Genomic DNA, 24,799 nt, shown 5'->3' on the forward strand with positions numbered 1-24,799 from the left:
AGCGTGAGAAGCTCAACCCCGCCGCTCAGCGCTATCTCTTCTATTAATAAACCCTGGTTATAGCCAAAACCAATCGCCAGCATCAGGTTTGCCAATGAGCCTTTCTGGCGACCAGCGGTTAGGATTCTCTCCGTCAACTGATTTCAACCCCATGAAGGAGCGTCTCTCATGCCTATCATCAACAGCCAGGTCAAACCGTTCAACGCCACCGCCTTCCACAACGGCGAATTCGTTCAGGTAAGCGAAGCCGACCTGAAAGGCAAGTGGTCTGTCGTGTTCTTCTACCCGGCCGACTTCACCTTCGTTTGCCCGACCGAGCTGGGTGACCTTGCTGACAACTACGCAGAGTTCCAGAAACTCGGCGTGGAAATCTACGGCGTGTCCACCGACACCCACTTCACCCACAAAGCCTGGCACGACACCTCGGAAACCATCGGCAAGATCAAGTACCCGCTGATCGGTGACCCGACCCACGTCATCTCGCGCAACTTCGACGTGCTGATCGAAGAAGCCGGCCTGGCCGATCGCGGTACCTTCGTGATCAACCCGGAAGGCCAGATCAAGATCGTCGAAATCAACGACGGTGGTGTAGGCCGTGATGCCAGCGAACTGCTGCGCAAGGTCAAGGCTGCCCAGTACGTCGCTGCCCACCCAGGCGAAGTCTGCCCGGCCAAGTGGAAAGAAGGCGAAGCCACCCTGGCGCCATCCCTGGACCTGGTCGGCAAGATCTAATCGTCGTCCGATAAGTGCCTGCGCGACGATCATGCTGCGTTGAAACTCATCGCCGCTCGGCACTTCTCGAACGAATTACGTCATGCGCCAGTCGAGGGCGGTAAGCAGCCGCCAAAGCTGAAGTACTTACCGCCCCGCCAAACGCCCGGGCGCTGTTGCCTGGGCGTTTTTGTATCCGAAGATTGAAAAAGGAATCGCCCGTATGTTGGACGCCACGCTTAAATCGCAACTGAAAACCTACCTGGAGCGGGTCACCCAGCCGATCGAGATCGTTGCTTCCCTCGACGACGGCGCGAAATCCCGCGAATTGCACGACCTGCTGGTGGAAATCGCCGGCCTGTCGAACCTGATTACCCTGCGCGCGGACGGGACCGACGCTCGTCGTCCATCGTTCTCGCTCAATCGCCCTGGGGCTGACATCAGCCTGCGTTTCGCCGGCATCCCCATGGGCCACGAATTCACCTCCCTGGTGCTGGCGCTGCTGCAAGTCGGTGGCCACCCGTCCAAGGCCAGCGCCGAAGTGATCGAGCAGATCCAAGGGCTGCAAGGCGAATTCACCTTCGAAACCTACTTCTCGCTGTCGTGCCAGAACTGCCCGGACGTGGTCCAGGCGCTGAACCTGATGGCGGTGCTCAACCCCAACGTGCGCCACGTGGCCATCGACGGCGCGCTGTTCCAGGACGAAGTCGAATCGCGCAAAGTCATGGCAGTGCCGAGCATCTACCTGAACGGTGAAGTGTTCGGCCAGGGCCGCATGGGCCTGGAAGAGATTCTGGGCAAAATCGACACCAGTGCCGGCAGCCGCCAGGCCGAAAAGATCAACGCCAAGGACGCTTTCGATGTATTGATCGTCGGCGGTGGCCCGGCCGGCGCTGCGGCCGCGATCTATGCCGCGCGTAAAGGTATCCGTACCGGTGTTGCCGCCGAGCGTTTTGGCGGCCAGGTGCTCGACACCCTGGCCATCGAGAACTTTATCTCGGTGCAGGAAACCGAAGGGCCGAAACTGGCCACTGCGCTGGAAGAACACGTCAAGCAGTACGACGTCGATATCATGAACCTGCAGCGCGGCGAAGCGCTGATCCCGGCTACCGATGGCGGCCTGCACGAAGTGCGGCTGGCGGGCGGTGCGTCGCTCAAGGCCAAGACCGTGATCCTGGCCACCGGTGCACGCTGGCGCGAAATGAACGTGCCGGGCGAGCAGCAATACCGTGCCCGCGGCGTGGCTTACTGCCCGCACTGTGATGGCCCGCTGTTCAAGGGCAAGCGTGTGGCGGTGATCGGCGGCGGCAACTCGGGCGTGGAAGCGGCCATCGATTTGGCGGGCATCGTCGCCCAGGTGACCCTGATCGAGTTCGACAGCCAGTTGCGTGCCGACGCCGTGTTGCAACGCAAGCTGCACAGCCTGCCGAACGTCAAGGTGATTACCCGCGCATTGACCACCGAAGTGGTCGGCGATGGTGAGAAGGTGACGGGGCTGCGCTACAAGGATCGCGCCAGCGATGAGCTGCATGACCTGGCGCTGGAAGGCATCTTCGTGCAGATCGGCCTGTTGCCCAATACCGACTGGCTCAAAGGCACCGTCGAGCTGTCGCCGCGTGGCGAGATCATTGTCGATGCCAAGGGCGCGACCAACATCCCCGGCGTGTTTGCCGCGGGTGATGTGACCACCGTGCCGTACAAGCAGATCGTCATTGCGGTGGGGGAGGGCGCCAAGGCTTCGCTGGCGGCCTTCGACCACCTGATTCGGGCTTCGGCCCCGGCGTAAGTCAGCAGCAGCCTGAGGGTGTCTATCATTACTCCAGACACCCTCAGGAACCTGACCATGACCCTGATCAGCCGCGAACCCTGGTGGCTAGTGCCACCCAAGCCCGGGCAGAAAGAGCAGGACCTGCACTGGGGCTTCCTGGAAATCTACGCCGACGGCCGCACCGTGTTCATCGACCAGCGCCCCAGTGAGCGGGAGCTGGCCGAGCGCAAGAGCTGTCGCAATTTCCCCGACTCCGAGCACTAATGGCTCAGCCTTCGAGTTCGGCCAGGCGCGCCTCCAGCGCAGCTATCCGGGCTTCCAAAGCCTCCATGCGCTCTTCCGAAACACTGCCACCGCTGCTGCGGGCACCGCCTTCCTGTTGGCGTGCGGCCATGATCGCTTCGATTTCTGCCGGGTCGCCCAATGCATGGGTGTAGCGGTCTTCGCGCTGGCCTGCCTGGCGCGGCAGGTGCAGGGCAAGGTCACGAGAAATCAGGCGTTCCAGCTGATGCTGGATCTGCTCGGTGTCATCGAACTCATGCAGCCGGTTGCTGCGGCTGAGCAACTCGTTGAGGGTTTGCGGGCCGCGCAAGAACATCAGGCCCATCAGCACCAGTTGCGCCGGCACCAATTCCAGAGCCTTGTCCACCCGCTGCTCCCAGCGGTCGGCGCGGCTGCCCATCTGTAAGCGGGTCATGCCTTGGCCTTCGAGCGCCCGCAGGGCCTGGCCGACCTGGCCTTGGGTGAGGTTCATCACCGGTTCCCGGCTGGTCTTCTGGTTGCAGGCCAGGACCAGGGCATTGAGGGTCAGTGGGTAGCTTTCCGGGCTGGTGGCCTGCTTTTCGATCAGCGAGCCGAGAATGCGGATTTCGGTGCTGTTGAAACGGCCTTCACCTACGGTTTCGTGTTCTGACATGGCCCTGTCTCATTGCGAGGAAAAGGCCACTAGCGTAGGTAAAGCCGTTGATTAAGGCAATTGGGGCCGTAACACGGCCCCGACAGCCTCACGCCCCGCGTCGTTGCTCAGCCTGGCACGCCGCCGCTGTGAACAGCACGTCGGTGGACGAATTCAGTGCAGTCTCCGCCGAGTCCTGCAGCACACCAATGATGAAGCCCACCGCAACCACCTGCATGGCAATCTCGCTGGGGATGCCGAACAGGCTGCACGCCAGCGGGATCAACAACAGCGAACCACCTGCCACGCCCGAGGCGCCGCACGCACAGACAGCCGCCACCACGCTGAGTAGCACGGCAGTCGGCAGGTCGACCGGGATACCCAGGGTATGCACTGCGGCCAGTGTCAGTACGGTGATGGTGATCGCTGCGCCCGCCATGTTGATGGTCGCGCCCAGCGGGATCGACACCGAATAGGTGTCTTCATGCAGGCCAAGGCGCTCCGACAGGGCCAGGTTGACCGGGATGTTGGCCGCCGAGCTGCGGGTGAAGAACGCCGTGATACCGCTCTCGCGCAGGCACAGCAGGGTCAGCGGATACGGGTTGCGGCGAATTTTCCAGAACACGATCAGCGGGTTCATCACCAGGGCCACAAACAGCATGCAGCCAATCAGCACGGCCAGCAGGTGCAGGTAGCCGAGCAGGGCTTCGAAGCCCGACTGGGCGAGGGTGGCGCTGACCAGGCCGAAGATGCCCAGCGGGGCGAAGCGGATGACCACGCGCACGATCAAGGTCACCCCGTTGGACAGGTCCTCGACCACGGTGCGGGTGGTTTCGCCGGCATGGCGCAGGGCCACGCCCAGGCCGATGGCCCAGGTCAGCACGCCAATGAAGTTGGCATTGAGCAAGGCGTTGACCGGGTTGTCGACTGCGCTCAGCAGCAGGTTCTGCAGGACCTCGGCGATACCGCCCGGCGCACTCAGCGTGGCGTCGCCGGCAGTCAGCACCAGGTGGGACGGGAACAGCATGCTGGCCACCACGGCCACCACCGCTGCGGCGAAGGTGCCCAGCAGGTACAGCCACAAGATCGGGCGGATGTGGGTTTCCTGGCCGTGGCGGTGGTTGGCGATCGAGGCCATGACCAGAATGAACACCAGAATGGGTGCCACCGCCTTGAGGGCGCTGACGAAGACCTTGCCGAGGAACGCCATGTCGCGGGCGACGGCGGGTGCGAGCAGCGCCAGGGCGATGCCGGCCAGCAGGCCGATGACGATCTGCGTCACCAGGCTGGTGCGGTTGAGAAGGCGGAAGAAGGGGGTCATATGCAGCGATATCCCGGCATGTTCAAAAAGGGCGAAACTTTACCATAGACCTTTGTCGGGCAGGTTCGCGGTCTTCTGGGTTCACGCGCGAAGCGGCGAGCACATCACCAGTGGAACAACTCCCGTCGCGCTCCCTCGGTAATGGCGACGATCCCTGGGTGCTTGACCTTGCGCTCCACCGAAATGGCATAGAACGACTCATGCACCGCCTCGGTCTGCCCGATCAGTTGCACGCCATACTGGCGGCACACCTCCTCGGCGATCACGCTGGGCGCCACGAATATGCCGCTGCCCGATTGCCCAAACGCCTGCATCAAGGCGCTGTCGTCGAACTCGCCAACGATCCGCGGCTGCACCTGCTGTTCCCCTAGCCAGCGCAGCAAACGGCTGCGCACCACGGTCTCCTGGCCCGGAATCAACAGCGGTGCATCGTCCAGGCAGGCAGGGAAGGGGCCGGCAAGGCGTTGCGCCAACGCCTGGGTGGCGAAGAAGCTCAGGCCACACTCGCCGAGCTTCTGGCTGTAGCCCTTGATATCCAGATGGTTGGGCATCGGGCTGTCGGAAATGACCAGGTCCAGGCGCTGGATCGCCAGGTCCGCCAGCAGACGCTCGAGTTTGTCTTCTCGGCAATTGATGCGCAGCACCTCGTCCAGCTCCATGGTCGGCGCCAGCAGGCGATAGACGATGGATTTGGGGACCACGTCGGCCACCCCCACGCGAAACAGAATCTGCTCTTGCGGGCCGGCGCGCAGCATGGCTTCCAGCTCGCCGCCGAGCTGGAACATCTGCTCGGCATACACCAACGTCTGGCGGCCGGTCTCGGTCAGCTCCAGCTGCCGACCGACCCGCTGGAACAATTCAAGGCCATACGTCTGCTCGAACAAGCTGATCTGCCCGCTGATGGTCTGCGGGGTGAGGTTCAACTGCTCGCTGGCACGCGCGATGCTGCCGGTCTTGGCCACGGCCCAGAAGTAGTGCAACTGGCGATAGTTGAGCATCGGTGTATTTCTCGATTCGTAAAAACCGAAGTATAACCGCTGAAAATACGAATTTTCCTGATGTATTCGCCTCTCTAGAATGCGACTCCATTAGGCGCGTTGCGCGCCGCCGGAATATCGACAAGCGAGGAACCCATGTTGCAGCTTAAATCCATTGGCACGCCTTTGGTGCTGGCCCTGGCCCTGTTCACCCTGGCCGGCTGCGATCAGGCCGAAAAATCTGCCCAGCAGATGCTCGACCAAGCCGCCCAGTCGGCCAAGCAGGCCATCGACAAGACCAACGAAGCGGCCCAGCAGGCCCTGAGCGATGCCATCGGCAGCGAAGGCCAGCCGCCCAAAGATGCTGAAAAGCACGAAAAGACCCAGGACATCTGACCCCAAGACCCGATGCAGGATTGATTAAATGGAATATTTGCTGGAACTCGCCGCAAGCCCGACCGCCTGGGTCGCCCTCGCCACCTTGGTGGCCATGGAGATCGTGCTCGGCATCGACAACTTGATCTTCATCTCCATCCTGACCAACAAGCTACCCATGGAATACCGTTCCAAGGCGCGGCGCATTGGTATCAGCATGGCCCTGGTCATGCGCCTGGCGCTGCTCAGCACCGTGGCCTGGATCGTGCAACTGACCGAGCCGGTGATCGATGTGTTCGGCCACAGCTTCTCGTGGAAGGACATGATTCTGATCGCAGGTGGCTTGTTCCTGCTGTGGAAGGCCACCAAGGAAATCCACGAGAACGTCGACCCGCATGGTGCCAAGGAAGAGTCCAAGGCCGGTTCCACCATCACTTTGGGCTTTGCCGCAGCCATCGGCCAGATCCTGCTGCTGGATATCGTCTTCTCGATCGACAGCATCATTACCGCCGTGGGCATGACCGAGCACCTGCCGATCATGATCATTGCCGTGATCGCTGCCGTGATCGTGATGCTGGTGGCGGCCGACCCGCTGGCCAAGTTCATCAATGACAACCCCACCGTGGTGATGCTGGCCCTGGGCTTCCTGATCATGATCGGCATGACCCTGATCGCCGAAGGCATGGGGGCTCATGTACCGAAAGGGTATGTATACGCAGCGATGGCCTTCTCGACCTTGATCGAGGTCCTCAACATCATGGCCCGTCGGGCGCGGCTCAAGCGCGAAGCGGCAGAAGGTTGATGTAAAAGGCGCAGGCCCACCGCTGGCCTTGAAGCCAGGGGTGGGTCTCGCGAAAGGACCATCACAAAAGCGTGAGTTTAATGCGCCTCCACTTGCCGCCGTACCCTGCGCCCAACCTGAGGTTTGGCCAGGCCCTGCGGTGGCAGGGAGTGATGATGGGAATGACGCCGTACGATACGCAGTACACCCCACAGCATGGCGGCTGCGACGCTCAGCCACATACCTACCAGCATGAGGATTGCCAGGGTCAGGCTCATGTGTGCCTCCTTCTCTCGGGCAAGCGCGCTGTCAGCCAGGGCTCGCCTTACAGACACTGCTTTAGTCTAGCTCGACCCGTGTGACGTTCCATTGACCAAAGGTCTATTGCTTGGTCCGATTGGCTACAAGCCTGTGTCGGACTATACCCGCGCACCTGTGGGCCCTATGATCTGAGCCCAGAGCCGGGCGCTGCCTGCCTGGCATCGGAACAAGCGAGTGTCCATGGAGCAAGTTTCCTTCAAACCGCTGGCCTCAGCCCCGCGCCGGCTGCTGCTGGCCTGCCTGATGGCAGCCAGCCTGGCCGGTTGTGCCAGCGCACCGCCCGCGAACCTGAAAGGCCTGCCGCAGCGGGTCGAGATCAGCAGCGTGCCGTTCTACCGTGGCAATGCCAACCACAGCGGCGCCATGGCCCTGGCAGCGCTGCTTTCGCAGCAGGGCGCGCCGATCACGCCAGGCCTGCTGGACAAGCCATTGAACCTGCCCCAGGGCGCTGAAACGCTGGACACCAGCATCCCCCGCGTGGCGCGTGACTACGGCATGGTGGTGTACGCACTGGACAAGCAGATGGACGCTTTGCTGACGCAGGTGGCGGCGGGCAACCCGGTTTTGCTGCGTTACGAGGAGGGTTCAGCCTGGTGGAGCGAACCACGCTACGCGGTGCTGATCGGTTATGACCGCTACAAGCAGCGGGTACTGTTGCGCTCAGGCATGCACCGCAGGCAACTGATGGCCTTCGATGATTTTGCTTCGGCCTGGGCCAAGCAGGGTAGTTGGGCGGTGCTGGTGCAACCGCCGCGGCAACTGCCCGCCCAGGTAGACCGGCAACGTTGGTTGCAGGCGGCTGACGAACTGGCCCGGGCAGGGCAGGAAATTGCCGCGAAGCAGGCCGTGAACAGCCTGGGGCGGTAAACGTACACCGGCCTCGTGAAGAGGCCGGTGCCAGGTTACCGAGGCATCAATCAGAAGCCCAGGCGGTCGCGCAGGCTGTAGTACCAGGCACCGATGGCGCTGAATGGCACACGCAGCATCTGGCCACCCGGGAACGGGTAGTGCGGCAGGCCGGCGAATGCATCGAAACGCTCGGCCTGGCCACGCAGCGCCTCGGCCAGCACCTTGCCTGCCAGGTGCGTGTAGGTGACGCCGTGGCCGGAGCAGCCCTGGGAGTAATAGATGTTGTCGCCGATGCGGCCAACCTGTGGCAGGCGCGACAGGGTCAGCAGGAAGTTGCCGGTCCAGGCGTAATCGATCTTCACGTTCTGCAGCTGCGGGAAGGCCTTGAGCATCTTCGGACGGATGATCGCCTCGATGTTCGCTGGGTCACGCGCGCCGTAGACCACACCGCCGCCGAAGATCAGGCGCTTGTCGCTGGTCAGGCGGTAGTAGTCGAGCAGGTAGTTGCAGTCTTCGACACAGTAATCCTGTGGCAGCAGGGTACGTGCCAGGTCATCGCTCAGGGGCTCGGTGGTGATCACCTGGGTGCCGCACGGCATGGACTTGGCGGCCAGCTCTGGCACCAGGTTGCCCAGGTAGGCGTTACCGGCGACGATGATGAACTTGGCGCGCACCTTGCCTTGCGGTGTGTGCACGACCGGGTTGGCGCCACGCTCGATACGGATGGCCGGGGTCTGCTCATAGATGATGCCGCCCAGCGACTCGACCGCGGCCGCTTCGCCCAAGGCCAGGTTCAGCGGGTGGATGTGGCCGCCGCTCATGTCCAGCATGCCGCCGATATAGCTGTCGCATGCGACTACTTCACGGATGCGCTTCTGGTCCATCAGCTCGAGCTGGTTGTGGCCGAAGCGTTCCCACAGGCGCTTCTGCGACTCCAGGTGGCCCATCTGTTTAGGGGTGATGGCTGCGAACACGCCACCGTCTTTCAGGTCGCACTGGATATTGTACTTGGCGACACGCTCACGAATGATGCGGCCACCTTCGAATGCCATCTGGCCCAGCAGTTGTGCCTGCTTGGGGCCGACGGTGCGCTCGATCACGTCGATGTCACGGCTGTAGCTGTTGACGATCTGGCCGCCGTTGCGGCCGGACGCGCCAAAACCAACCTTGGCGGCTTCGACGATGCTGACCTTGAAGCCGTTTTCCAGCAGGAACAGGGCGCTGGACAGGCCGGTATAGCCGGCACCGATGATGCACACATCGGTTTCCACCTCACCCTGCAGCGCCGGACGTGGCGGCACCGGGTTAGCCGAGGCGGCGTAGTAGGACTGGGGGTAGGGGGTGTTGGCCATGCTCGAGAAACCTCGTGTGTTATATTTTTAACGAATGTAGCGATGCTATCAATAATAATAAACACCCGCTAGTCGTCCGTTGAAAATCCTTTACCCGGCCGTCGCCGAAGCCTTCCTATAAAGAGGTTAAGATTCAGTAAGTTAGCGCGAAAAAAAGTGTTGACATGGTTTTCGGAATGCGTAGAATGCGCACCACACGACAGGCACATAGCTCAGTTGGTTAGAGCACCACCTTGACATGGTGGGGGTCGTTGGTTCGAGTCCAATTGTGCCTACCAAATCGAAAAAGGGCGATCCACACGGATCGCCCTTTTTTATTGCCCGCTAAACGGCTGCCGGCAACCACAACGCCAGTTGTGGAAAGGCGATCAACAGCGCGATCAGCACCAGCAACGCCAGGCAGAACGGCAGCGCGCCGTACACCACGTCCATGAAGTTGCCCCGGCCACGAATGCTCTGCACCACGAACAGGTTCATGCCGAACGGTGGCGTAATCTGGCCCATCTCGCACAGCACGATCAACACCACCCCAAACCACAACGGATCGAAGCCCAGTGCGACGATAATCGGCACGATCAGCGGTGCGGTGGTGATCAACATGGCCAGCGTGTCCATGAAGCAACCCAGCACGATGTAGAACAAGATGATCGCCAGCAGTGTGGCCGTGGGGGAGAGGTTCAGGTCAGTGACAAAATGGACCAGCGTGGTGGTCAGGCCAATGGAGGCCAGCACAAAGTTGAGAAAGAACGCCGACAGGGTGATGAACATGATCATGCCGGTGGTGCGCAGGGTTGCCTCGAACGCCTGACCCAGGCTCTGCCAGGTGAACGCCCGGCGCCACAGGCCCAGGCCGAAGGCGCTGAGCACACCCAGCGCGGCCGACTCGCTGGCGGTGGCGAAGCCGCTGTAGATCGAACCGATCACCAGGGCGAAAATCGCCAGTGGCGGCAACAGGTCAGGGAGGCAGGCCAGGCGCTCGGCCCAGCGCGTAGGCGCCTTGCGGCCGTCCAGCTGTGGCCGAATCAGGCAGGCCAACACGATCAACGCGATAAACAGCACGCTCAGGATGATGCTGGGAACGGTCGCGGCCAGGTACAGCTTGGGCACTGACACGTTGGCGATCAGGGCAAACAGGATCATGTTGATTGAAGGCGGAATCAGGATGCCCAGTGTGCCACCGGCGGCAATCGAGCCGAGAAACAGTGGCGCGTTGTAGCCTTTGCGTTCCTGCTCGGGGATGGCCAGGGTCGAGAGGGTGGCCGCAGTCGCCACGCTGGAGCCGCTGGTGGTGGCGAACAGCGCGCTGGCGCCGATGTTCGAATTCATCAAGCCACCTGGCAGCCACGACAGCCACTTTTCGACGGCCTGGTACATCCGCCCGGCCACGCCTGAGCACACCAGCAGTTCACCCATCAGGATGTACAAAGGGATCGCCACCAGAAGGAATTCGCTACTGGTATTCCAGGCAATTTCACCCATGGCGCTGCTTAACGGCAATGTCGAGAACAGCTGCGACAGGGACATGCCCAGCAGGCCGACGCTGACTGCAGCGGCCACGCTAAGCGCCAGCAGTGCGAGCAGCACGATCAGGGTGAGGCTCAGCATGGCTTTTGCTCCGTGCCAGCAGCGGGGCTACCGTGGTAGCGCTCCTGCTGAATGTCCTCCTCGACCGAGTTGATGCCGATCAGTTTGCTGACAGCGTGCCAGCGGCCGTGCAGCAAGTGGCGGGTGCAGGTGACCATCAAGCTCGACAAGGTCAGGGCAAAGAACACGTAGCCGGCGAACCAGAGTGATTGGGGCAGCCATTGTGGTACCTGCAGTGGCGTGTTTGACACTGAACGGTATTCGATGGAGTCCCACAGCACGTTCCACGCGTGGTAGGCCAATGTGCTGGCAAGCACCAGCATGCAGGCGAGGGCGAACAGGTCGAGCGCGACCCTGGGGCGCAGGCCAAGGCGGGTGTAGAGGATGTCCACGCGGATATGTGCGCGCTTCAGCAAGGTGACCGGGAACGCCCAGGCGCTGGTGATCGCCAGCACGTAACCGGCTATTTCGTCGGCGCCGCCCATGGAGATACCCAGGGCCTTGCGCAAGATCAGGTCGATGCCGATCAGAAGGGCGCAGGTGAGCAGCGCGAAGCCGCCGACCCAGGTACTGGCCTTGGCAATGGCGCGGATGGCTCCCATGCCTGAGCGGGCGGTGTGCATGTGGGTAGTCTCCGAAGCAGGGTAATTCATGGGGCCAGGCGCATGCCGATGGCATCGCCCACGGTGGCATTCCAGCGTGCCACGCAGGGGCCGCCGCAGCGTTTGCCCCAGTCGTTGGCAATGGTCAGTGCGGCCTGGCGCAGGGTCTGCTTCTCTGTTGCGGTCGGGGCCGAGGCGGTCATGTGTGCGGGGTGATGAATCTGGCAGTCGGGGCCGCCGACATTGCAGGCCTGGGCATAACGGTTCTCGTTGGCGGTCGCTTGCCACAGGGCCTGCTCCAGCACTTGCGATTGCACCTGCAGCAATTGCTGCACCTCGGGCGGCAGTTGCTGCCATCGCTTCAGGCCGATGCCATAGAAGCCGATCGACCAATCCACGGGCAGGTTGTAAAGGTAGCCTGCAACGTCGTACCACTTGGCGGCGTTGCCCGAGCCAATGCCGGTGATGGCGCAGTCGATGACACCGGTTTGCATGGCGGTTACCACCTCGGCAAAGGGCAGGGTGACGGGCGCCGCGCCCATGGCCTTGACCAGCTCGGCCATGTTGCGCCCGCGAGTGCGCACTTTCCTGCCCTTCAAGTCAGCCAGCGAGTGCACGGCATCGCGGCAAAAGAAGACCTGCGCGGTATAGGGGACGGTGGCCAGCAACTTGATGCCGTGACGCTCGGCCATGCGTTGTTCGAGCACCGGCTTGTAGGCATTGGCGACCCTGTGGGCGGTGTCGATGGTATCGGCCAGGCCGGGCAGGTCCACACCTTCGAAGGTGGCATCGTCGCCGGCGACGAAGGCGAACACGCCCATGCCGATATCGACTGCGCCAAAGCGCATCAGGCGAATGATCTCCGGGCCTTTCAGGCCACTCTCCGACAACCCCAGCAGTTGCGCGGTGACCCTGCCTTGCGAGCGCGCGGGCAACGTCTGATTCCAGAACGGCTGTTCAACCGCCCGGAACGTGTAGTTGTGGCTGCCACCGCCCACCACGTTGAAGCGCATCACGGGGTAGTCCTGCGCGCGCGCCAGCGAGGTACCGAGCAGCGCGCCGAACGCCAGGGGGATGAGCAGCGAGCTGAGTTTCACGGCAGTCCTCTTGTGCTTGTTCGGGAGCTACTTCGGGGCTGTTCACGATCAACGAGGGCGGCGTGCGGCCTCGATGGTGGTTCGCGAACCGACGATATCAGGGAACTTCTCACCCTTGGCCAGCCGCGCCAGCGTGTGCTTTTCGTTGTGCTGGAAGTCGATGGCACGCTGAGCCATTTCGATCACCTGGCCGGGGCGCAGAAACACCATGCCGTTTTCGTCTGCCACCACCGCATCGCCGGGGTGGACAATCACCCCGCCACATTGGATGGCGGTACAGAACTCGCCTTCCAGGCCGATCACGCGGGTGGTAATCGCGCTGGCACCGCGTGACCACACTGGCACACCATGCTCGCGTATTTCGCCCAGGTCGGTGACGTAGCCGTCGACGATGATCCCCGCCACGCCAGCCTGCTTGGCGGCGTAGGCCATGGCGCCGCCCAGGGCGGCGGTGATGCGTTCACCGCAGCGGTCCACCACCAGAAAGTCGCCTGGGCGCACGCAGCCCATGGCGTAATGCAGAATCCCGCCATCGTTGCCTGGCATCCTCACGGTCACCGCGGTACCCACGGCCCTGACACTCTGAAAGTGTGCCTTGATGTGCGGGCTGGCAATACCGTGGGTAATGAAGTGGCCGATGGTCGCCGGTTCGGCGTTGATCAAGACTTCAAGTTCAGCGGCGCTGATCGGGGCGGGCAGTGCTTCGATAATATACATAGGGTGTTGTTATTAGGCCGGATGCTTTTTCGAAGGGTTTCGGTCATCCTAACAAGCACGCTTAACGGTCGATAATAAAAATCCGTAAGCAGTAACCGGAGCAGTTTTTATCATGCGTATCACGCTGATGCAGATCGAGGCGTTCTACTGGACCGCCCGCCTCGGGGGCGTTCATGCCGCCTCCCGTCATCTTCACCTGACGCAACCTGCAGTGTCGGCGCGGATCAAGGAAATGGAATCGCTGCTCAGCGTCAAGTTGTTCGACCGCAGCAAGCAACGCATGAGCCTCACCGCAGATGGCCATACCGCTTTGCGCCACGCCGAACAGGTGCTCAACAACAGCACGCAACTCGAGCAGTTTGCCGCGCAGCAGAAAAAGCACCGGCGCTTGCGCCTGGGCGCGGACGAATGTTCGGCGATGGTCGGGCTGACGGCGGTAATCAGCGATATAAAGGCGCACTTCCCGGAGATCACCCTGGAGATATCCATCGATGTCGGTGCGGTGCTCAATCGCAAGCTGAACGACCACGAACTCGACATCGCGCTGCTGACCAACCCGGCCACGCGTGAGGATGTAACCGATGTATTCCTCGGCTGGATGACCTTCCAGTGGGTGGCGGCGCGGCACCTGGACGTGGCCCCGGGGCCTTTTCTGGCGCAGCAGGCCCGGCAATATTCGATTGTCACCCACAGTGCGCCCTCGACACTGTATTCAGTGGTGGACCGCTGGCTGAAGGAAAGTGGCTCGGTCAGCCATGCCTTTCATTCGAGCAACTCGCTGGCCTTTATTGCCAAGATGGTAGCGGCAGGGCATGCCATAGGTATTTTGCCGGTACCTTTGATTCGCGACCTGCTGGCCGTCGATTTGTTGAAGACATTACCGTGCGATCCGCCGATCCCGCCGGCCAAGTTCTGCCTGTCTTATTTGACCGAACGCCCGGATATGCAGCTTGATACCTTGGTTTCGATTATCCGGGCGACCTTGGTCAAACAGAATTTTCTGGTCGATTGATCAAACCGGGTGTGCCCGGCCACGGCGCAGGCGCCTTGGCCGGGCCGGCGTTCAGGCCAGTGCGCGTTTAACGGCCGAGATCTGTTGCCCGGCCTGGTTGAGCCAGGACAGGTCGCTGCCCATCAACAGCATGTCGCTGCCCATTTCGATGAGGCGCTGCGCGGTGGCCTGGTCTGCGGGGAAGCACGGCACCATGACCTGGATCGCGCGGGCATGGCACTTCTCGATCAGCAGCTCAAGGCGTTGCAGCACTTCGGGGTTGCCAAGGCGGTAGTCGACCGGCAAATGTCGCGACAATGAATAATCGGCAGGGCCGAAGTGCACGGCGTCGATGCCCTCCACGTCGAGTATTTCATCGATGTTGTCAAAGAACTCGTAGCTCTCGGCCATCGGCACGATCACGCTGCGGGTATTTTCGGCCTGGGTGTAGGTGGCCCAGTCGAAGCCGGGCCCGGCGAACCCTGCCGAGCGCACCGAACTGTCACCGCCGCGGCGCCCCAGCGGGGGGAACTTGCTGTAGCGGATGATTTCGCGCATCTGCGCCGCCGTGTGGACCTGCGGCACGATCACGCCCGAAGCGCCCATCTCCAGCGCCTTGCGGATGTCCCACTCCAGCGTGCCACGCACCCGTACAAGGCAGGGGATGGCCGTGCTGTTGGCGGCCAGCAAGAGCTTCTCCATGTGGCTGTCGACACCCAGCGCAGTGTGCTCGGCATCGATGAAGACGAAGTCCAGTCCCCAGTTGCCGGCCACCTCTATGGGCATGCAGGCCGTACTGTAAATGTTCATGCCGAAGGTAGCACCGCGTGTCATGCGCGCCTTCAGCGTTGTGTGTGTGATGTTTGGGTTCATGATCAAGGTCTGCCTTGGGCTGATATCAGAGGCGATAGGTTTCGGGCAGGCGGTCGCGGAACGGGTGCACCTCGAACACGCCCGGGTCACGTATCAGCGACTTGTTGCGGGCCTTGGCCAGGTCGATTTCGACGCTGTACACACCGTCTTCCAGCCCTGCGCGTACCAAGGTCTTGCCGGAGGGTTCGATGATGTGGCTGGTGCCGATGAACTGCATGCCTTCATCCATGTCGTTGCGGTTGGGAGCGACGAAATAGACCATGTTCTCGGCCGCGCGCACGGTGCTGAAAATGTCTGGCAACATGCGCGCCTGCTCGGGCCAGGCGGCAGGCAGCACGACAATATCGGCGCCTTCGAGCGCCAGCGTGCGGACGACCTCCGGGAAACGGATTTCATAGCAGATGGCCAGGCCGATTCGGCCGATCTCGGTGTCGAACACCGGCGGCGCCCACTCGCTCGGGCGGTCGGTGAAACGGTCGCCGATCATGAACGGCAGATGGCGTTTGCGGTGCAGGCCGATGATGCCCTGTGCGCCGATCAGCGCGGCGGTGTTGTACACCGAGGCTTCATGCCGTTCGTAGAAACCGACCACGATCAGGATGCCGCTCTGCGCCGATACCTGCAGCAGCGGTGCCAAGGCATCGAGGGTAATGGCGCCGCGTTCGAGGTCTTCGCGGCTGTCGAAGGCGCCACCGGTAATCAGGCATTCGGCAAAGGCGATCAGGCGCGAGCCTTCAGCCGCAGTCTGACGTGCCAGTTCGGCAACCTTTTCCAGGGTGAGGGCCGGGTTGCCGGCCACGGGATGAATCTGGGCGACGGAGATTTTCATGCGGGTCCTTGTGGCAAATTGAAGGGCGCCGCCACGGGCGGCGCGGGTAATGTCACTGCGCCTGGTAGCCCATGGCCTGGTAGACCTTGCTGACCAGTTCGGGGTTGATCTGGGCGGCGTACTTGTCGACTACGGGGCGGATCCTGGCCTGGATCCGCGCAACCTCTTCGGCCGGCATGTCGTTGACCTGCATGCCGTCGCTGCGCAGTTCGGCGATGGCCTTGCTGTCGGCCTCGCGGGAGATCCTGCGCTGCTCCAGGCGCACTTCCTGGGCGACCTCGGTCAGCAGTTGCTGCTCATCGCGGTTGAGGGTGTCCCAGAAGGTCTTGCTGATCAGCACGATCTGCGGGTTGTAGTTATGCCGGGTCAGGCTCAGGTACTTCTGGACCTCGTTGAAGCGCGAGGCCAGGATCAGCGCCGCCGGGTTTTCCTGGCCATCCACGGTGCCGGTCTCCAGTGCCGTGTGCACCTCGGTGAAGGGCAGGGGGGTGGGGTTGGCACCCAGCGCAGCCCACACGTCGAGGAACAGCGGCGATTGCTGCGCGCGGATCTTCAGGCCGGCAATGTCTTCAAGGCTTTGCACCGGGCGCGCATTGTTGGTCAGGTTGCGCACGCCCAGCTCCCAGAACGCCAGGCCTACAAGGTTCTTTTCCGGCAACTGGTCGGTGAGCATCTTGCCCACTTCGCCATCGAGCATGGCATCGACCTTGGCGGTGTCGGTGTACAGGAACGGGAAGTCGAGGATGCCGAAGTCGGTGACGTGGTTGATCATCAGCCCGGCGTTCCAGGTCATCATTTCAACCACGCCGCCTTGCAGCGACGACAGCACTTGCACGTCGCCACCCAGGACACCATTGGGGAAGGTGCGTACCTTGATCTTGCCATCGCTGCGCTCTTGCACTTTCTTGGCGAACAGCTCCATGCCGATGGCCGGTGGCGTGCCCTTGGGGCTGGTGGCGGCGAACTTGATCACGCGCGGGTTGTAATCGGCGGCCATGCTCAGGCTGCTGGAGAGCAACAAGGCGGCGATGACGGCGAGCTTCTTCATGGTGTGTGCCTTTTATTGTTGTAGGGGGATCAGTGGCCGAACCACTGAGCGGGGACGGTGACCAGTTCGGGGAAGATGACCAGCAGGAACAGCACGATAATTTCGGCGATCAGGAATGGGAACGTGCCCTTGAGCAGCGCCTCGTAGCGCATCCTGCCGATGCCGCACACGACGTTCAGCACCGTGCCCACGGGTGGGGTGATCAGGCCGATCGAGCAATTGATCATGAACAGCACGCCGAAATAGATCGGGTCGATGTTGGCGGCGGTTACTACCGGCACCAGGATGGGCGCAAGCAGCAGTACGGTCGGCGTCAGGTCCATGACCATGGAGATCACCAGGATCAACAGCATCAGCACCACGATCAGCAGGCGTGGGTTGTCCATCACTGGCTGGATCAGGTCGATGATCTGCCCCGGGATGTCGGCGATGGTGATCATCCAGGCCGGTATCGAGGCGGCGGCGACCAGGAACATCACGGCGGCGGTGGTCTTGCCGGCGCGCAGCAGCAGGTCATTGAGCGACTTGAGGCTGAGTTCGCGGTAGATCAACGACGACACCAGCAGGGCATAGACACTGGCAACCGCACCGGCCTCGGTGGGGGTGACCACGCCAAAGCGCAGGCCTACCACGATGATGACCGGCAGCATCAATGCCCAGAAGCTGTCGACCAAGGCCTTGAGGCGCTGCTTGGCACTAGCCTTTGGGCTCAGCTCGACCTCGGTATTGCGCCGCGACATCAGCCACCAGGCCACGACCAGGGCGGCGGCGATCATCAGCCCCGGGGCAATGCCGGCAAGGAACAGCTTGGTGATCGACAGGCCGGAAGCCACCCCCAGCACGACGAACCCGATACTGGGCGGGATGATCGAACCCAGCACCGAGACCGAGGCGATCAAGCCGCCGGAGCGGTCGCGGTTGTAGCCGGCGATGACCATCATCGGCAGCAGCAGCGCGGTCAGCGAGGCCGCGTCCGCCAGTGCCGAACCGGACAGGCTGGACAGCAGCACGCCGGCGAAGATGGTGACGTAGCCGAGCCCGCCGCGCAGGTGGCCAACCAAGGTAATGGCCAGGTTGATGATGCGCTTGGACAAGCCACCGCTGTTCATGACCTCGCCAGCGATGATGAACAGCGGAATGGCCAGCAGGGGGAAGCTGCCTGCAGAGTTGATGATGTTCTGCGCGATGATCTGGCCATCGAACAGGCCCAGCAGCCACATCAAGGCAACGCCGCAGAGGATCAGGGCGTAGGCGATGGGGGCGCCGATCAGGATGGCGGCCATCAGCACGCCGACGAAGACAGACAGGGCCATTATTCGACTGCTCCGTGTTCGGCTGCCGAGGGTTCGGCCGGGGTGTGCGCGGGCAGGGTGCCCGTGAGGTTTCTGACCAGCTGGGTAAAGATCAGCAGGCCGCTGAGTATGCAAAAGACCAGGCCTGCACCATGGAACAAGGCCATGGAAATGCCTGTGGAGGGGGCGCCTACATGCAGGTTGATCACGGTCTGTTTCCAGCTGCCGTCAAGGAACAGCCAGGTCACGTAGAGCATCAGCACTTGAGTGAGCGCCAGCAGGCACCTGGCCACGCCGGGGGAGACTCGCCGTGTAACGATGTCCACGCCGATGTGGCCATGTTCGTGAAGCATCAGTTGTGCGCCGGCGAACACCAGCCAGACGAAGGCCAGGCGCGAAATCTCCTCGCTGAAGAACAGGCCCGAGTTGAAGCCGTAGCGCAGCACGACATTGGTGAAAATCAGGCAGGTGATGGCGACAAGGCACCCGATCACCAACGCCTTCAGAACCAGGAAGTAACTATCGATCAGTGTTTTCATGGCGCCTCCTGGAGCATCACTGCCCAGGGAGCGCCGAAAGCGCTTGGTGCGAGAACGCGGACAGGAACATCCACCTGTAGGTGTGAGCGGGGCATGGAGTCACCTTTTTATTATTGGACGTACGTCGTCGTACGACTGTGTGGATTGTTCTACGAAACGCCTGGTTTCTGCTGCCTCAAGTTTTTTATCAGGGGGATAAGAAATAGCGATCAGTGGGCTGGCGCCGCGCGTGCAAGGGACGGTCGTCGCAGCGTCGCGGTAGCAGGGTGTAACGTATGGTCGCGGTCCTTGCCCTGGGTCGGCATGCTAGACTCCGCCCCTTCGAATCTGGAGGTACACGCGTGCGCAAACTGGCTGTGGTAATGGCAGTGCTCGCCCTGGCGGGCTGTGAGAACGAGGTCGAAGGCGTGCACAAGCAGGTGGCCGAGCACCTGCACAACCCCAAGACGGCCAAGTTCGGCAACGTGCGGATCGACACGAATGGCACCCTTTGCGGCCAGGTCCGCGGCAAGGACGATGCCGGGCAGTACGAAGCCTACCGCAGCTATGTGGCGATCAAGCGTGATGGCCAGTACCAGATCATCGTCGACGACAGCGGCAACAACCTGCGCATCCGCGAACTGTGTGGCGGTGCCGACCTGCAGCGCCGCGCCGAGGCGCTTGCCGGTGAGCCGGCCCCTGAAGGCTGGGATGTCGAAGTGGTGCAGGGGGCGAACATGGGCGCATTGAGCGACATGACAGCGCGCCTGATCGAGAAGGGCATCCCCTCTTCTGTCGAATACCGCAACGGCAAGCCGGTCGTGCTGATGGGGCCGTTCCCCACCAAGGAAGAAGCCGAGGCGCGCAAGGCCGAGGTGATGGCCAAGCTGGGGACCGATTCGGTGGTGATCCAGCACGGCGCCCAGCGCTGAGGGTTATCCAGGCTGCAAGGCAGGCCGCAAGGGCTCTATCGCCAGCAGCCGACCTGTCATCTGCGACCAGTGCGGGCTATGCTTGCACTGGGAGAGCTGAACGGGGAGGGGCCTCATGTCTACACTGGAGCGGGCCATTGCCGTGGCAGCCAAAGCACATGAAGGGCAATACGACAAGGGTGGGGCGGCGTACATCCTCCACCCATTGCGCGTGATGATGCGGGTATCCACGCCCGAGCAGCGGATCGTCGCGGTGCTTCATGATGTGATCGAAGATACCCCGCTGACCCTGTCTGACCTGGCACGTGAAGGTTTTGCACTGAAAATTCTCGCCGCCTTGCTGGCGCTGAGCCGACGTGACGGCGAGGCCTATCAGGACTTCGTCATACGGCTGGGCGTCGATCCGCTGGCGCGTACCGTCAAATTGGCCGACCTGGCCGACAACAGCGACCTCTCGCGCATCGCCTGCCCAGGCCCTGCCGACCTGGCGCGGCTGGCCCGTTACCGGGAGGCCAGCGCCTACCTGCAGACACTGGCCTGACCCTCAGCCGCAGGCCTTGAGGTTCACCGGCCCGACGAATGCGTTACCACGCCTCATCACGCAGGCCACCTGCTGGTTGCGTTGCAGCTCCCAGGCCTGCGGTGGGTACGTCTTGTTCCAGGCTTCGAACAACTGGCGGTCCTGCTTCGACAGGCGCAGGTTGTACTGCTTGCTCATGTAGAAGTAGGTACGCGCGATCATGCCGCGGATCGAGGGGCGCGGCATGACCTTCTTGGCCTTGAAATCGACCTGGGTCAGGCAACTGCCGTACTGGCCCCGCTGTTCGGGCAGCCAACCGAAACTGAAGTTGCTGCGGTCGCCGTTGACCTCGCCAATGCTGGGCACCAGGTTGTGCAGGTCAGCCTCGGCGCGCTTGTACACTTCATCCTGTTGCGAGCATTGTTTGCGCCCTCCGGCCTGCCAGCACTGGCGCTGGTGCCCAATGTGCCAGGCCGGCACGATGTGCTCCCATTCGATGCGCGAAGCCCGTTGCGCATTCTTGCGCGGCGCATAACCGCAAGAGGCCAGGTCGACCTTGTTGCCTTTATATTTGCAGCCGCAATAAAACTCCGTCGACTGGGGCGCGTACAGCTTCCAGGCGACCTTCTTGGCCTCCTGGAAGGTGCGCGGGGCATCGGCTTGGGCGAGCGGGGTGGCCAACAGCAGGCAGGTTGCAGCGAAAAGCGAAACTCTCATGCGCGGTCAGTCTTCCTTGGGCACGGTCCAGAAAATCTGCACGCCACCGTCGTCGCGATGGGCGAGTGTGACGTTGTCGTTTTCGGCGATTTCCTCAAGCAGGGTTTCCCAGTCGTCCGGGGACTCCTGCTCCAGGCGGAAGATCAGCGCGGCGCGGTTGCGCTGGGCGGATTGGCTGTTGATGATCTTCTGGATACGGACACCCAGTTGTTCATAGCTGCTCGGCGTTGCTGAGGAGGTGCTGGCCACAGGCATTTCCTTGTTTTTTGCTGTATGTGCATACAGTATTTCACTGTAAGTAAATTCGCAACTGCCTGTGAGGCGAAAGAGTGTGTGACTGAGGTGAAGGATTGATACCATTCAGCCCATCACCCCTCCGCCATCATTCGCGCGCGCTGTGCATGGCCACAGCAGCGACGCCTTGGGCGTGGCCCGCAACGGGTCAGGCGCAAGTTTCAGGAAGCTTCACATGTACCCACTCCCTTTGCATCGACCTGCCCACTTGCGCACAGGCCTGGCCCTGTTGCTGACCGGTAGCATGAGCCCCTTGAGCCATGCCGGCAGCGAGGCAACCGATGTGCTGATCACCGACCCTGTGGTGGTCACCGGCGCCTATGCGCCAACCGGTAGTTTCGACTTGCCTTTTTCGATCGATACCGTCGACCTTTCACAGGGCAATGACGGCCAGTTGGGCGTCAACCTGTCGGAAGTGCTGACCAAGGTGCCTGGCCTGGTGGTGCAGAACCGGCAGAACTACGCGCAAGACCTGCAGGTGTCTTCGCGGGGTTACGGCGCACGCTCGGCCTTCGGCATTCGTGGCCTGAAGCTGCTCAGCGACGGCATTCCGGCCAGTACCCCGGACGGGCAGGGGCAGGCGGCCTCGCTAAACCTGGATGTGGCCGACCGTATCGAAGTACTGCGTGGCCCGGCCGCGACCCTTTACGGGAGCAACGCCGGCGGCGTCATCCAGATGTTCAGCCGGGACGGGCAGGGGCCTGCCAGGGTCGGGGCCGAAACCACCTTCGGCAGCGACGGTTTCAACAAGAATCACCTGTCGGCCGAGGGCGGTAACGAGATGGCCGGCTTTGTGCTCGATGCCTCGCGCATGGACACCGACGGTTACCGTGACCACAGCGCTGCCCGCCGCGACCAGACCTTCGCCAAGGTGCACGTCAGGCCAGACGCCGATTCACGCCTGGCACTGATCTACAGCAGCCTTGAGCAAAACAACACGCAAGACCCGTTGGGGCAGACCTGGAGCGCTTACCAGCACGACCCGCGCTCCACCGCGACAGTGGCTGAAACCTACAACACCCGCAAAAGCATCGACCACCAGCAGTTGGGCATGAACTACGAGCGCTATTTTGGCGATGCCACGTTGCAGTTCAATCTCTATGCGGGGCAGCGCAGCGTCATTCAGTACCTGTCCATCCCCAAGACGGTGGCCTCCAACAACCAGCGTGGCGGTGGGGTCGTCGACTTCGACCGTGAGTTCCACGGTGGCACCTTGCGCTGGATACAACCGGTTACCGCCGCACCGGGCAACCTGACCGTCACGGTGGGCGCGGACTATGACCAGAGTAAAGATGATCGCCGCGGCTACCAGAATTTCAGCGGCGACACGCTGGGCGTCAAGGGCGAGTTGCGCCGTGACGAGCAAGACACCGCCACCAGCCTGGACCCATACATCCAGGCGCATTGGGAAATCGGCGACTGGACCACCCAGCTCGGCGTGCGCCACAGCACCATGCAAATGCGCGTCGATGACCACTACCTGGCCAATGGCGACGCCAGTGGCAAGAAGAAATATCAGCAGAACACGCCATCGCTGTCGGTGATGTACGCGTTCACTGCCGACTTGCGTGGTTACGTGAGTGTCGGCAAGGGTTTCGAGACCCCGACCCAGGCCGAGATGGCTTACGCGCCCGGCCTGGTCGAAAGCTTCAATTTCGGGCTCAAGCCTGCCACCAGTACCCAGTATGAACTGGGCGTGAAATACCGACTCGGTGAGCGCACCCGGATCAACGCAGCGGTGTACGAAATCCACACCGATGATGAAATCGTCGTGGACCGCTCCACCGAAGGCCGCACCAGCTATCGAAACGCTGGGCGAACCTTGCGCCGCGGTTTCGAGGCGAGCCTGCACAGTGACCTGAGCGATCAGTGGCAAACCACCGTGGTCTACACCCGCACCGATGCGCGCTATGCCGAAGATTTTGCCCAAGGCACGCAGACCATCGACAGCGGTAACCGGCTGCCTGGGGTACCGCTGAACAACCTGTATGGCGAGCTGGTATGGAAGCCTGCGACGTTCGTCAGCATGGGGGTTGAAGGGCAATACCGCAGCAAGGTGTATGTGGAGGACAGCAACAACGCCAAGCCGGCGCCTGCCTATGCCGTGTTCAACTGGCGAACGCGCTTTGAGCAGCACGTCGGGCCTTGGACGTTTCATCAGCTGATCCGCTTGGATAACCTGCTTGACCGGCAGTACGTGGGGTCGGTGATCGTCGGCGACAGCAACTCGCGTTATTACGAAGCAGCGCCTGGGCGCTCGTGGTATGCCGGGGCAGGATTGGAGTATCAGTTCCGCTGATGTGATGCGGTGCTATATCCGCTGAGGGTTCAGGCGAAGCGTTCGAACCGATAAGGGCTTGGATCGATCAGCGGTGGCGCTTGCGACACCAGGTCTGCCGCCAGTTGGCCGGCAGCCGGCGAGGTGCCGAAGCCATGGCCGGAAAAGCCGGTGGCCAGGGTCAGGCCGGGTAGGGCCGGCACCGGCCCGATGACCGGGTTGGAGTCGGGGGTGACGTCGATGGTGCCGGCCCAGGCTGCGGCGATTTGTGCTTGCTCGAAGACCGGCCAGGCCGCCTTGAGGTTACGCAGGGCTTCGTCATTGAGTGCGGTGTTGGCCTGTGGGTCCTGAACCCTGACGCGTTCGAAGGGCGTGACTTGCGAGGCCTTCCAGTGCCGGGCCAGGGCCAGGTCCTTGAAGAAATACTTGCCGAAACTGATGCGCAAAAAATCACGTTGCGCCCGCAATTGCGGCAGGTAGCGCCTGCCCAGCAGCACATGGTCCCAGGTCAGGAACGCATCGAGCGCGCCGCGTTGGGTGATGATGTAGCCGCCATCCTTGTGTTTGCGAAACGAAAAGTCCGGTGCGCCCACGGCGATGTCAGTCGGGCCTTGCAGCGGGTGTGTCCGCAGCACGGAACAGGTCAGCGGCAAGGTGGGCAGGTCGATATCGAGGTTGCCGAGAAACTTGCGTGACCACATGCCCCCGGCCAGCAGCACCTGCTCGCAGCGGATCTCGCCTTGTTCGGTGACCACGCCGCTGACCCTGCCAGCGGCGGTGACCAGCGTGCGCACGGCGCAGTTTTCCACGATCACTGCGCCTTTGGCGATCGCCGCCCGGGCAATGGCGCTGGCTGCCAGGGTCGGCTCCGCGCGGGCGTCGGAGGCGGTGTAGATGCCCCCGGCCCATTCGGCACGGCCACCGGGCACCCGGTTGGCAATCTCTTTGCTGCTGAGCAGGCGAGAGTCCAGGCCAAGGTGCTCGATGCTCTTCAGCCAGCTCTCGTGCATGCCCATCTGCGTGTCGTTACGGCCGATGAACATGATGCCGGCTTGCCGGTAGCCGACATCGCAACCAACCCGCTCTGCCATCTTCGCCCACAGCCGATCGGCGGCCAGGGCCAGCGGAATGTCGTGCGCATGGCGGTTGGTCTTGCG

At 62.3% G+C, this 24,799-nt stretch carries 27 protein-coding genes and 1 tRNA gene; 11 read left to right on the forward strand and 17 right to left on the reverse strand.

Going from position 1 to position 24,799, the window contains the following annotated elements; all coding sequences use genetic code 11:
* Positions 1-168 precede the first annotated feature (168 nt).
* The 3 genes from ahpC (at position 169) to NP534_RS14820 (ending at position 2,743) form a co-directional block, all read left to right on the forward strand.
* The gene (gene ahpC, locus NP534_RS14810) at positions 169-732 is read left to right on the forward strand and encodes an alkyl hydroperoxide reductase subunit C (RefSeq protein ID WP_033696855.1); all 564 of its coding nucleotides are present in this window, start codon (positions 169-171) and stop codon (positions 730-732) included.
* Between the two features lie 202 nt (positions 733-934).
* Positions 935-2,497: an alkyl hydroperoxide reductase subunit F gene (gene ahpF, locus NP534_RS14815; RefSeq protein WP_033696856.1), complete on the forward strand. Its 1,563-nt coding sequence runs from the start codon at positions 935-937 to the stop codon at positions 2,495-2,497.
* A gap of 57 nt (positions 2,498-2,554) precedes the next feature.
* Entirely contained in the window at positions 2,555-2,743 is a 189-nt protein-coding gene (locus NP534_RS14820; protein ID WP_274099194.1) for a hypothetical protein, read from the forward strand.
* Positions 2,744-2,747: 4 nt separating this feature from the next.
* On the opposite strand, the gene NP534_RS14825 is transcribed toward NP534_RS14820, so the two are convergent.
* The 3 genes from NP534_RS14825 to nhaR all read right to left on the reverse strand — a co-directional run bounded on the left by NP534_RS14825 (position 2,748) and on the right by nhaR (position 5,693).
* The gene (locus NP534_RS14825) at positions 2,748-3,395 is read right to left on the reverse strand and encodes a YceH family protein (protein WP_033696859.1); all 648 of its coding nucleotides are present in this window, start codon (positions 3,393-3,395) and stop codon (positions 2,748-2,750) included.
* A gap of 88 nt (positions 3,396-3,483) precedes the next feature.
* Positions 3,484-4,695 carry a serine/threonine transporter SstT gene (sstT, locus tag NP534_RS14830; RefSeq protein ID WP_274099195.1) on the reverse strand — a complete coding sequence of 404 codons (1,212 nt, stop codon included), beginning with the start codon at positions 4,693-4,695 and terminating at the stop codon, positions 3,484-3,486.
* Between the two features lie 104 nt (positions 4,696-4,799).
* On the reverse strand, positions 4,800-5,693 hold the full coding sequence (gene nhaR, locus NP534_RS14835) for a transcriptional activator NhaR (RefSeq protein WP_033696862.1): 894 nt from the start codon (positions 5,691-5,693) through the stop codon (positions 4,800-4,802).
* Between the two features lie 135 nt (positions 5,694-5,828).
* Here nhaR and NP534_RS14840 point away from each other — a divergent pair, with 135 nt between their 5' ends.
* Positions 5,829-6,068, forward strand: coding sequence for a hypothetical protein (locus tag NP534_RS14840; RefSeq protein WP_033696863.1), 240 nt, complete (start codon positions 5,829-5,831; stop codon positions 6,066-6,068).
* Between the two features lie 28 nt (positions 6,069-6,096).
* Positions 6,097-6,849, forward strand: a complete 753-nt coding sequence (locus NP534_RS14845) for a TerC family protein (protein ID WP_033696865.1) — start codon at positions 6,097-6,099, stop codon at positions 6,847-6,849.
* 77 nt (positions 6,850-6,926) lie between these two features.
* Here the strand turns inward: NP534_RS14845 and NP534_RS14850 are convergent, their stop codons facing one another.
* Complete coding sequence (locus NP534_RS14850; protein WP_274099196.1) at positions 6,927-7,106, reverse strand: hypothetical protein; 180 nt, start codon at positions 7,104-7,106, stop codon at positions 6,927-6,929.
* A 223-nt stretch (positions 7,107-7,329) separates the two neighbouring features.
* On the opposite strand from NP534_RS14850, the gene NP534_RS14855 reads away from it, so the two are divergent.
* Positions 7,330-8,016, forward strand: coding sequence for a peptidase C39 family protein (locus NP534_RS14855; RefSeq protein WP_033696868.1), 687 nt, complete (start codon positions 7,330-7,332; stop codon positions 8,014-8,016).
* A 50-nt stretch (positions 8,017-8,066) separates the two neighbouring features.
* Here NP534_RS14855 and NP534_RS14860 read toward each other — a convergent pair whose 3' ends face one another.
* A complete protein-coding gene (locus tag NP534_RS14860; RefSeq protein ID WP_033696870.1) occupies positions 8,067-9,350 on the reverse strand; it encodes an NAD(P)/FAD-dependent oxidoreductase in 1,284 nt (427 codons plus the stop codon).
* A 201-nt stretch (positions 9,351-9,551) separates the two neighbouring features.
* Here NP534_RS14860 and NP534_RS14865 point away from each other — a divergent pair.
* A tRNA-Val gene (locus NP534_RS14865) sits at positions 9,552-9,628 on the forward strand.
* A gap of 46 nt (positions 9,629-9,674) precedes the next feature.
* Here NP534_RS14865 and NP534_RS14870 read toward each other — a convergent pair.
* The 4 genes from NP534_RS14870 to NP534_RS14885 are packed head-to-tail and all read right to left on the reverse strand — an operon-like array spanning position 9,675 to position 13,350.
* On the reverse strand, positions 9,675-10,955 hold the full coding sequence (locus tag NP534_RS14870) for a TRAP transporter large permease (RefSeq protein WP_274099197.1): 1,281 nt from the start codon (positions 10,953-10,955) through the stop codon (positions 9,675-9,677).
* The gene (locus tag NP534_RS14875) at positions 10,949-11,557 is read right to left on the reverse strand and encodes a TRAP transporter small permease subunit (RefSeq protein ID WP_274099198.1); all 609 of its coding nucleotides are present in this window, start codon (positions 11,555-11,557) and stop codon (positions 10,949-10,951) included. The genes NP534_RS14870 and NP534_RS14875 overlap by 7 nt, the downstream gene beginning before the upstream one ends.
* Before the next feature lie 26 nt (positions 11,558-11,583).
* On the reverse strand, positions 11,584-12,633 hold the full coding sequence (locus NP534_RS14880) for a TRAP transporter substrate-binding protein (RefSeq protein WP_274099199.1): 1,050 nt from the start codon (positions 12,631-12,633) through the stop codon (positions 11,584-11,586).
* A gap of 48 nt (positions 12,634-12,681) precedes the next feature.
* Entirely contained in the window at positions 12,682-13,350 is a 669-nt protein-coding gene (locus NP534_RS14885; RefSeq protein ID WP_274099200.1) for an RraA family protein, read from the reverse strand.
* Positions 13,351-13,462: 112 nt separating this feature from the next.
* On the opposite strand from NP534_RS14885, the gene NP534_RS14890 reads away from it, so the two are divergent.
* The gene (locus tag NP534_RS14890) at positions 13,463-14,362 is read left to right on the forward strand and encodes a LysR family transcriptional regulator (RefSeq protein ID WP_186659873.1); all 900 of its coding nucleotides are present in this window, start codon (positions 13,463-13,465) and stop codon (positions 14,360-14,362) included.
* Between the two features lie 51 nt (positions 14,363-14,413).
* On the opposite strand, the gene NP534_RS14895 is transcribed toward NP534_RS14890, so the two are convergent.
* From NP534_RS14895 to NP534_RS14915, 5 genes are read right to left on the reverse strand one after another with little or no spacing between them, the layout of a single operon-like run.
* Entirely contained in the window at positions 14,414-15,214 is an 801-nt protein-coding gene (locus NP534_RS14895) for an HpcH/HpaI aldolase family protein (protein ID WP_337994321.1), read from the reverse strand.
* 25 nt (positions 15,215-15,239) lie between these two features.
* Positions 15,240-16,043 carry a carbon-nitrogen hydrolase family protein gene (locus NP534_RS14900; RefSeq protein ID WP_033696876.1) on the reverse strand — a complete coding sequence of 268 codons (804 nt, stop codon included), beginning with the start codon at positions 16,041-16,043 and terminating at the stop codon, positions 15,240-15,242.
* A 52-nt stretch (positions 16,044-16,095) separates the two neighbouring features.
* Complete coding sequence (locus NP534_RS14905) at positions 16,096-17,091, reverse strand: TRAP transporter substrate-binding protein (protein WP_033696877.1); 996 nt, start codon at positions 17,089-17,091, stop codon at positions 16,096-16,098.
* A 29-nt stretch (positions 17,092-17,120) separates the two neighbouring features.
* Complete coding sequence (locus NP534_RS14910) at positions 17,121-18,404, reverse strand: TRAP transporter large permease subunit (protein WP_033696879.1); 1,284 nt, start codon at positions 18,402-18,404, stop codon at positions 17,121-17,123.
* Positions 18,404-18,922: a TRAP transporter small permease gene (locus tag NP534_RS14915; RefSeq protein WP_274099202.1), complete on the reverse strand. Its 519-nt coding sequence runs from the start codon at positions 18,920-18,922 to the stop codon at positions 18,404-18,406. Before NP534_RS14915 ends, NP534_RS14910 begins: the two co-directional genes overlap by 1 nt.
* A gap of 341 nt (positions 18,923-19,263) precedes the next feature.
* Here NP534_RS14915 and NP534_RS14920 point away from each other — a divergent pair, with 341 nt between their 5' ends.
* Positions 19,264-19,833 (forward strand): SPOR domain-containing protein, encoded by a 570-nt coding sequence (locus tag NP534_RS14920; protein ID WP_033696881.1) that lies wholly within the window; start codon positions 19,264-19,266, stop codon positions 19,831-19,833.
* Positions 19,834-19,948: 115 nt separating this feature from the next.
* Positions 19,949-20,374: a GTP pyrophosphokinase gene (locus tag NP534_RS14925; RefSeq protein ID WP_274099203.1), complete on the forward strand. Its 426-nt coding sequence runs from the start codon at positions 19,949-19,951 to the stop codon at positions 20,372-20,374.
* Positions 20,375-20,377: 3 nt separating this feature from the next.
* On the opposite strand, the gene NP534_RS14930 is transcribed toward NP534_RS14925, so the two are convergent.
* On the reverse strand, positions 20,378-21,070 hold the full coding sequence (locus tag NP534_RS14930) for an endonuclease I family protein (protein ID WP_274099204.1): 693 nt from the start codon (positions 21,068-21,070) through the stop codon (positions 20,378-20,380).
* A gap of 6 nt (positions 21,071-21,076) precedes the next feature.
* Entirely contained in the window at positions 21,077-21,319 is a 243-nt protein-coding gene (locus NP534_RS14935) for a DUF1654 domain-containing protein (protein WP_033696884.1), read from the reverse strand.
* 220 nt (positions 21,320-21,539) lie between these two features.
* Here NP534_RS14935 and NP534_RS14940 point away from each other — a divergent pair, with 220 nt between their 5' ends.
* Positions 21,540-23,663, forward strand: coding sequence for a TonB-dependent receptor family protein (locus tag NP534_RS14940; protein ID WP_443201080.1), 2,124 nt, complete (start codon positions 21,540-21,542; stop codon positions 23,661-23,663).
* Positions 23,664-23,692: 29 nt separating this feature from the next.
* On the opposite strand, the gene NP534_RS14945 is transcribed toward NP534_RS14940, so the two are convergent.
* On the reverse strand, positions 23,693-24,799 hold a 1,107-nt coding region (locus NP534_RS14945; protein ID WP_274099205.1), incomplete at its 5' end, for an NAD(P)/FAD-dependent oxidoreductase.

The organism is Pseudomonas sp. 39004 (assembly GCF_028682155.1).
GTDB classification, from domain to species: domain Bacteria; phylum Pseudomonadota; class Gammaproteobacteria; order Pseudomonadales; family Pseudomonadaceae; genus Aquipseudomonas; species Aquipseudomonas capeferrum.

Coding starts and splice junctions, on each gene's coding strand:
- NP534_RS14860 (WP_033696870.1), bottom strand. CDS start 9,350: ATGGCCAACACCCCCTACCCCCAGTCCTACTACGCCGCCTCGGCTAAC.
- NP534_RS14940 (WP_443201080.1), top strand. CDS start 21,540: ATGTACCCACTCCCTTTGCATCGACCTGCCCACTTGCGCACAGGCCTG.
- NP534_RS14845 (WP_033696865.1), top strand. CDS start 6,097: ATGGAATATTTGCTGGAACTCGCCGCAAGCCCGACCGCCTGGGTCGCC.
- NP534_RS14870 (WP_274099197.1), bottom strand. CDS start 10,955: ATGCTGAGCCTCACCCTGATCGTGCTGCTCGCACTGCTGGCGCTTAGC.
- NP534_RS14925 (WP_274099203.1), top strand. CDS start 19,949: ATGTCTACACTGGAGCGGGCCATTGCCGTGGCAGCCAAAGCACATGAA.
- ahpF (WP_033696856.1), top strand. CDS start 935: ATGTTGGACGCCACGCTTAAATCGCAACTGAAAACCTACCTGGAGCGG.
- NP534_RS14855 (WP_033696868.1), top strand. CDS start 7,330: ATGGAGCAAGTTTCCTTCAAACCGCTGGCCTCAGCCCCGCGCCGGCTG.
- NP534_RS14905 (WP_033696877.1), bottom strand. CDS start 17,091: ATGAAGAAGCTCGCCGTCATCGCCGCCTTGTTGCTCTCCAGCAGCCTG.
- NP534_RS14875 (WP_274099198.1), bottom strand. CDS start 11,557: ATGCACACCGCCCGCTCAGGCATGGGAGCCATCCGCGCCATTGCCAAG.
- NP534_RS14820 (WP_274099194.1), top strand. CDS start 2,555: ATGACCCTGATCAGCCGCGAACCCTGGTGGCTAGTGCCACCCAAGCCC.
- NP534_RS14840 (WP_033696863.1), top strand. CDS start 5,829: ATGTTGCAGCTTAAATCCATTGGCACGCCTTTGGTGCTGGCCCTGGCC.
- NP534_RS14930 (WP_274099204.1), bottom strand. CDS start 21,070: ATGAGAGTTTCGCTTTTCGCTGCAACCTGCCTGCTGTTGGCCACCCCG.
- nhaR (WP_033696862.1), bottom strand. CDS start 5,693: ATGCTCAACTATCGCCAGTTGCACTACTTCTGGGCCGTGGCCAAGACC.
- NP534_RS14850 (WP_274099196.1), bottom strand. CDS start 7,106: ATGAGCCTGACCCTGGCAATCCTCATGCTGGTAGGTATGTGGCTGAGC.
- NP534_RS14900 (WP_033696876.1), bottom strand. CDS start 16,043: ATGAAAATCTCCGTCGCCCAGATTCATCCCGTGGCCGGCAACCCGGCC.
- NP534_RS14915 (WP_274099202.1), bottom strand. CDS start 18,922: ATGAAAACACTGATCGATAGTTACTTCCTGGTTCTGAAGGCGTTGGTG.
- ahpC (WP_033696855.1), top strand. CDS start 169: ATGCCTATCATCAACAGCCAGGTCAAACCGTTCAACGCCACCGCCTTC.
- NP534_RS14895 (WP_337994321.1), bottom strand. CDS start 15,214: ATGAACCCAAACATCACACACACAACGCTGAAGGCGCGCATGACACGC.
- NP534_RS14825 (WP_033696859.1), bottom strand. CDS start 3,395: ATGTCAGAACACGAAACCGTAGGTGAAGGCCGTTTCAACAGCACCGAA.
- NP534_RS14890 (WP_186659873.1), top strand. CDS start 13,463: ATGCGTATCACGCTGATGCAGATCGAGGCGTTCTACTGGACCGCCCGC.
- NP534_RS14910 (WP_033696879.1), bottom strand. CDS start 18,404: ATGGCCCTGTCTGTCTTCGTCGGCGTGCTGATGGCCGCCATCCTGATC.
- NP534_RS14885 (WP_274099200.1), bottom strand. CDS start 13,350: ATGTATATTATCGAAGCACTGCCCGCCCCGATCAGCGCCGCTGAACTT.
- sstT (WP_274099195.1), bottom strand. CDS start 4,695: ATGACCCCCTTCTTCCGCCTTCTCAACCGCACCAGCCTGGTGACGCAG.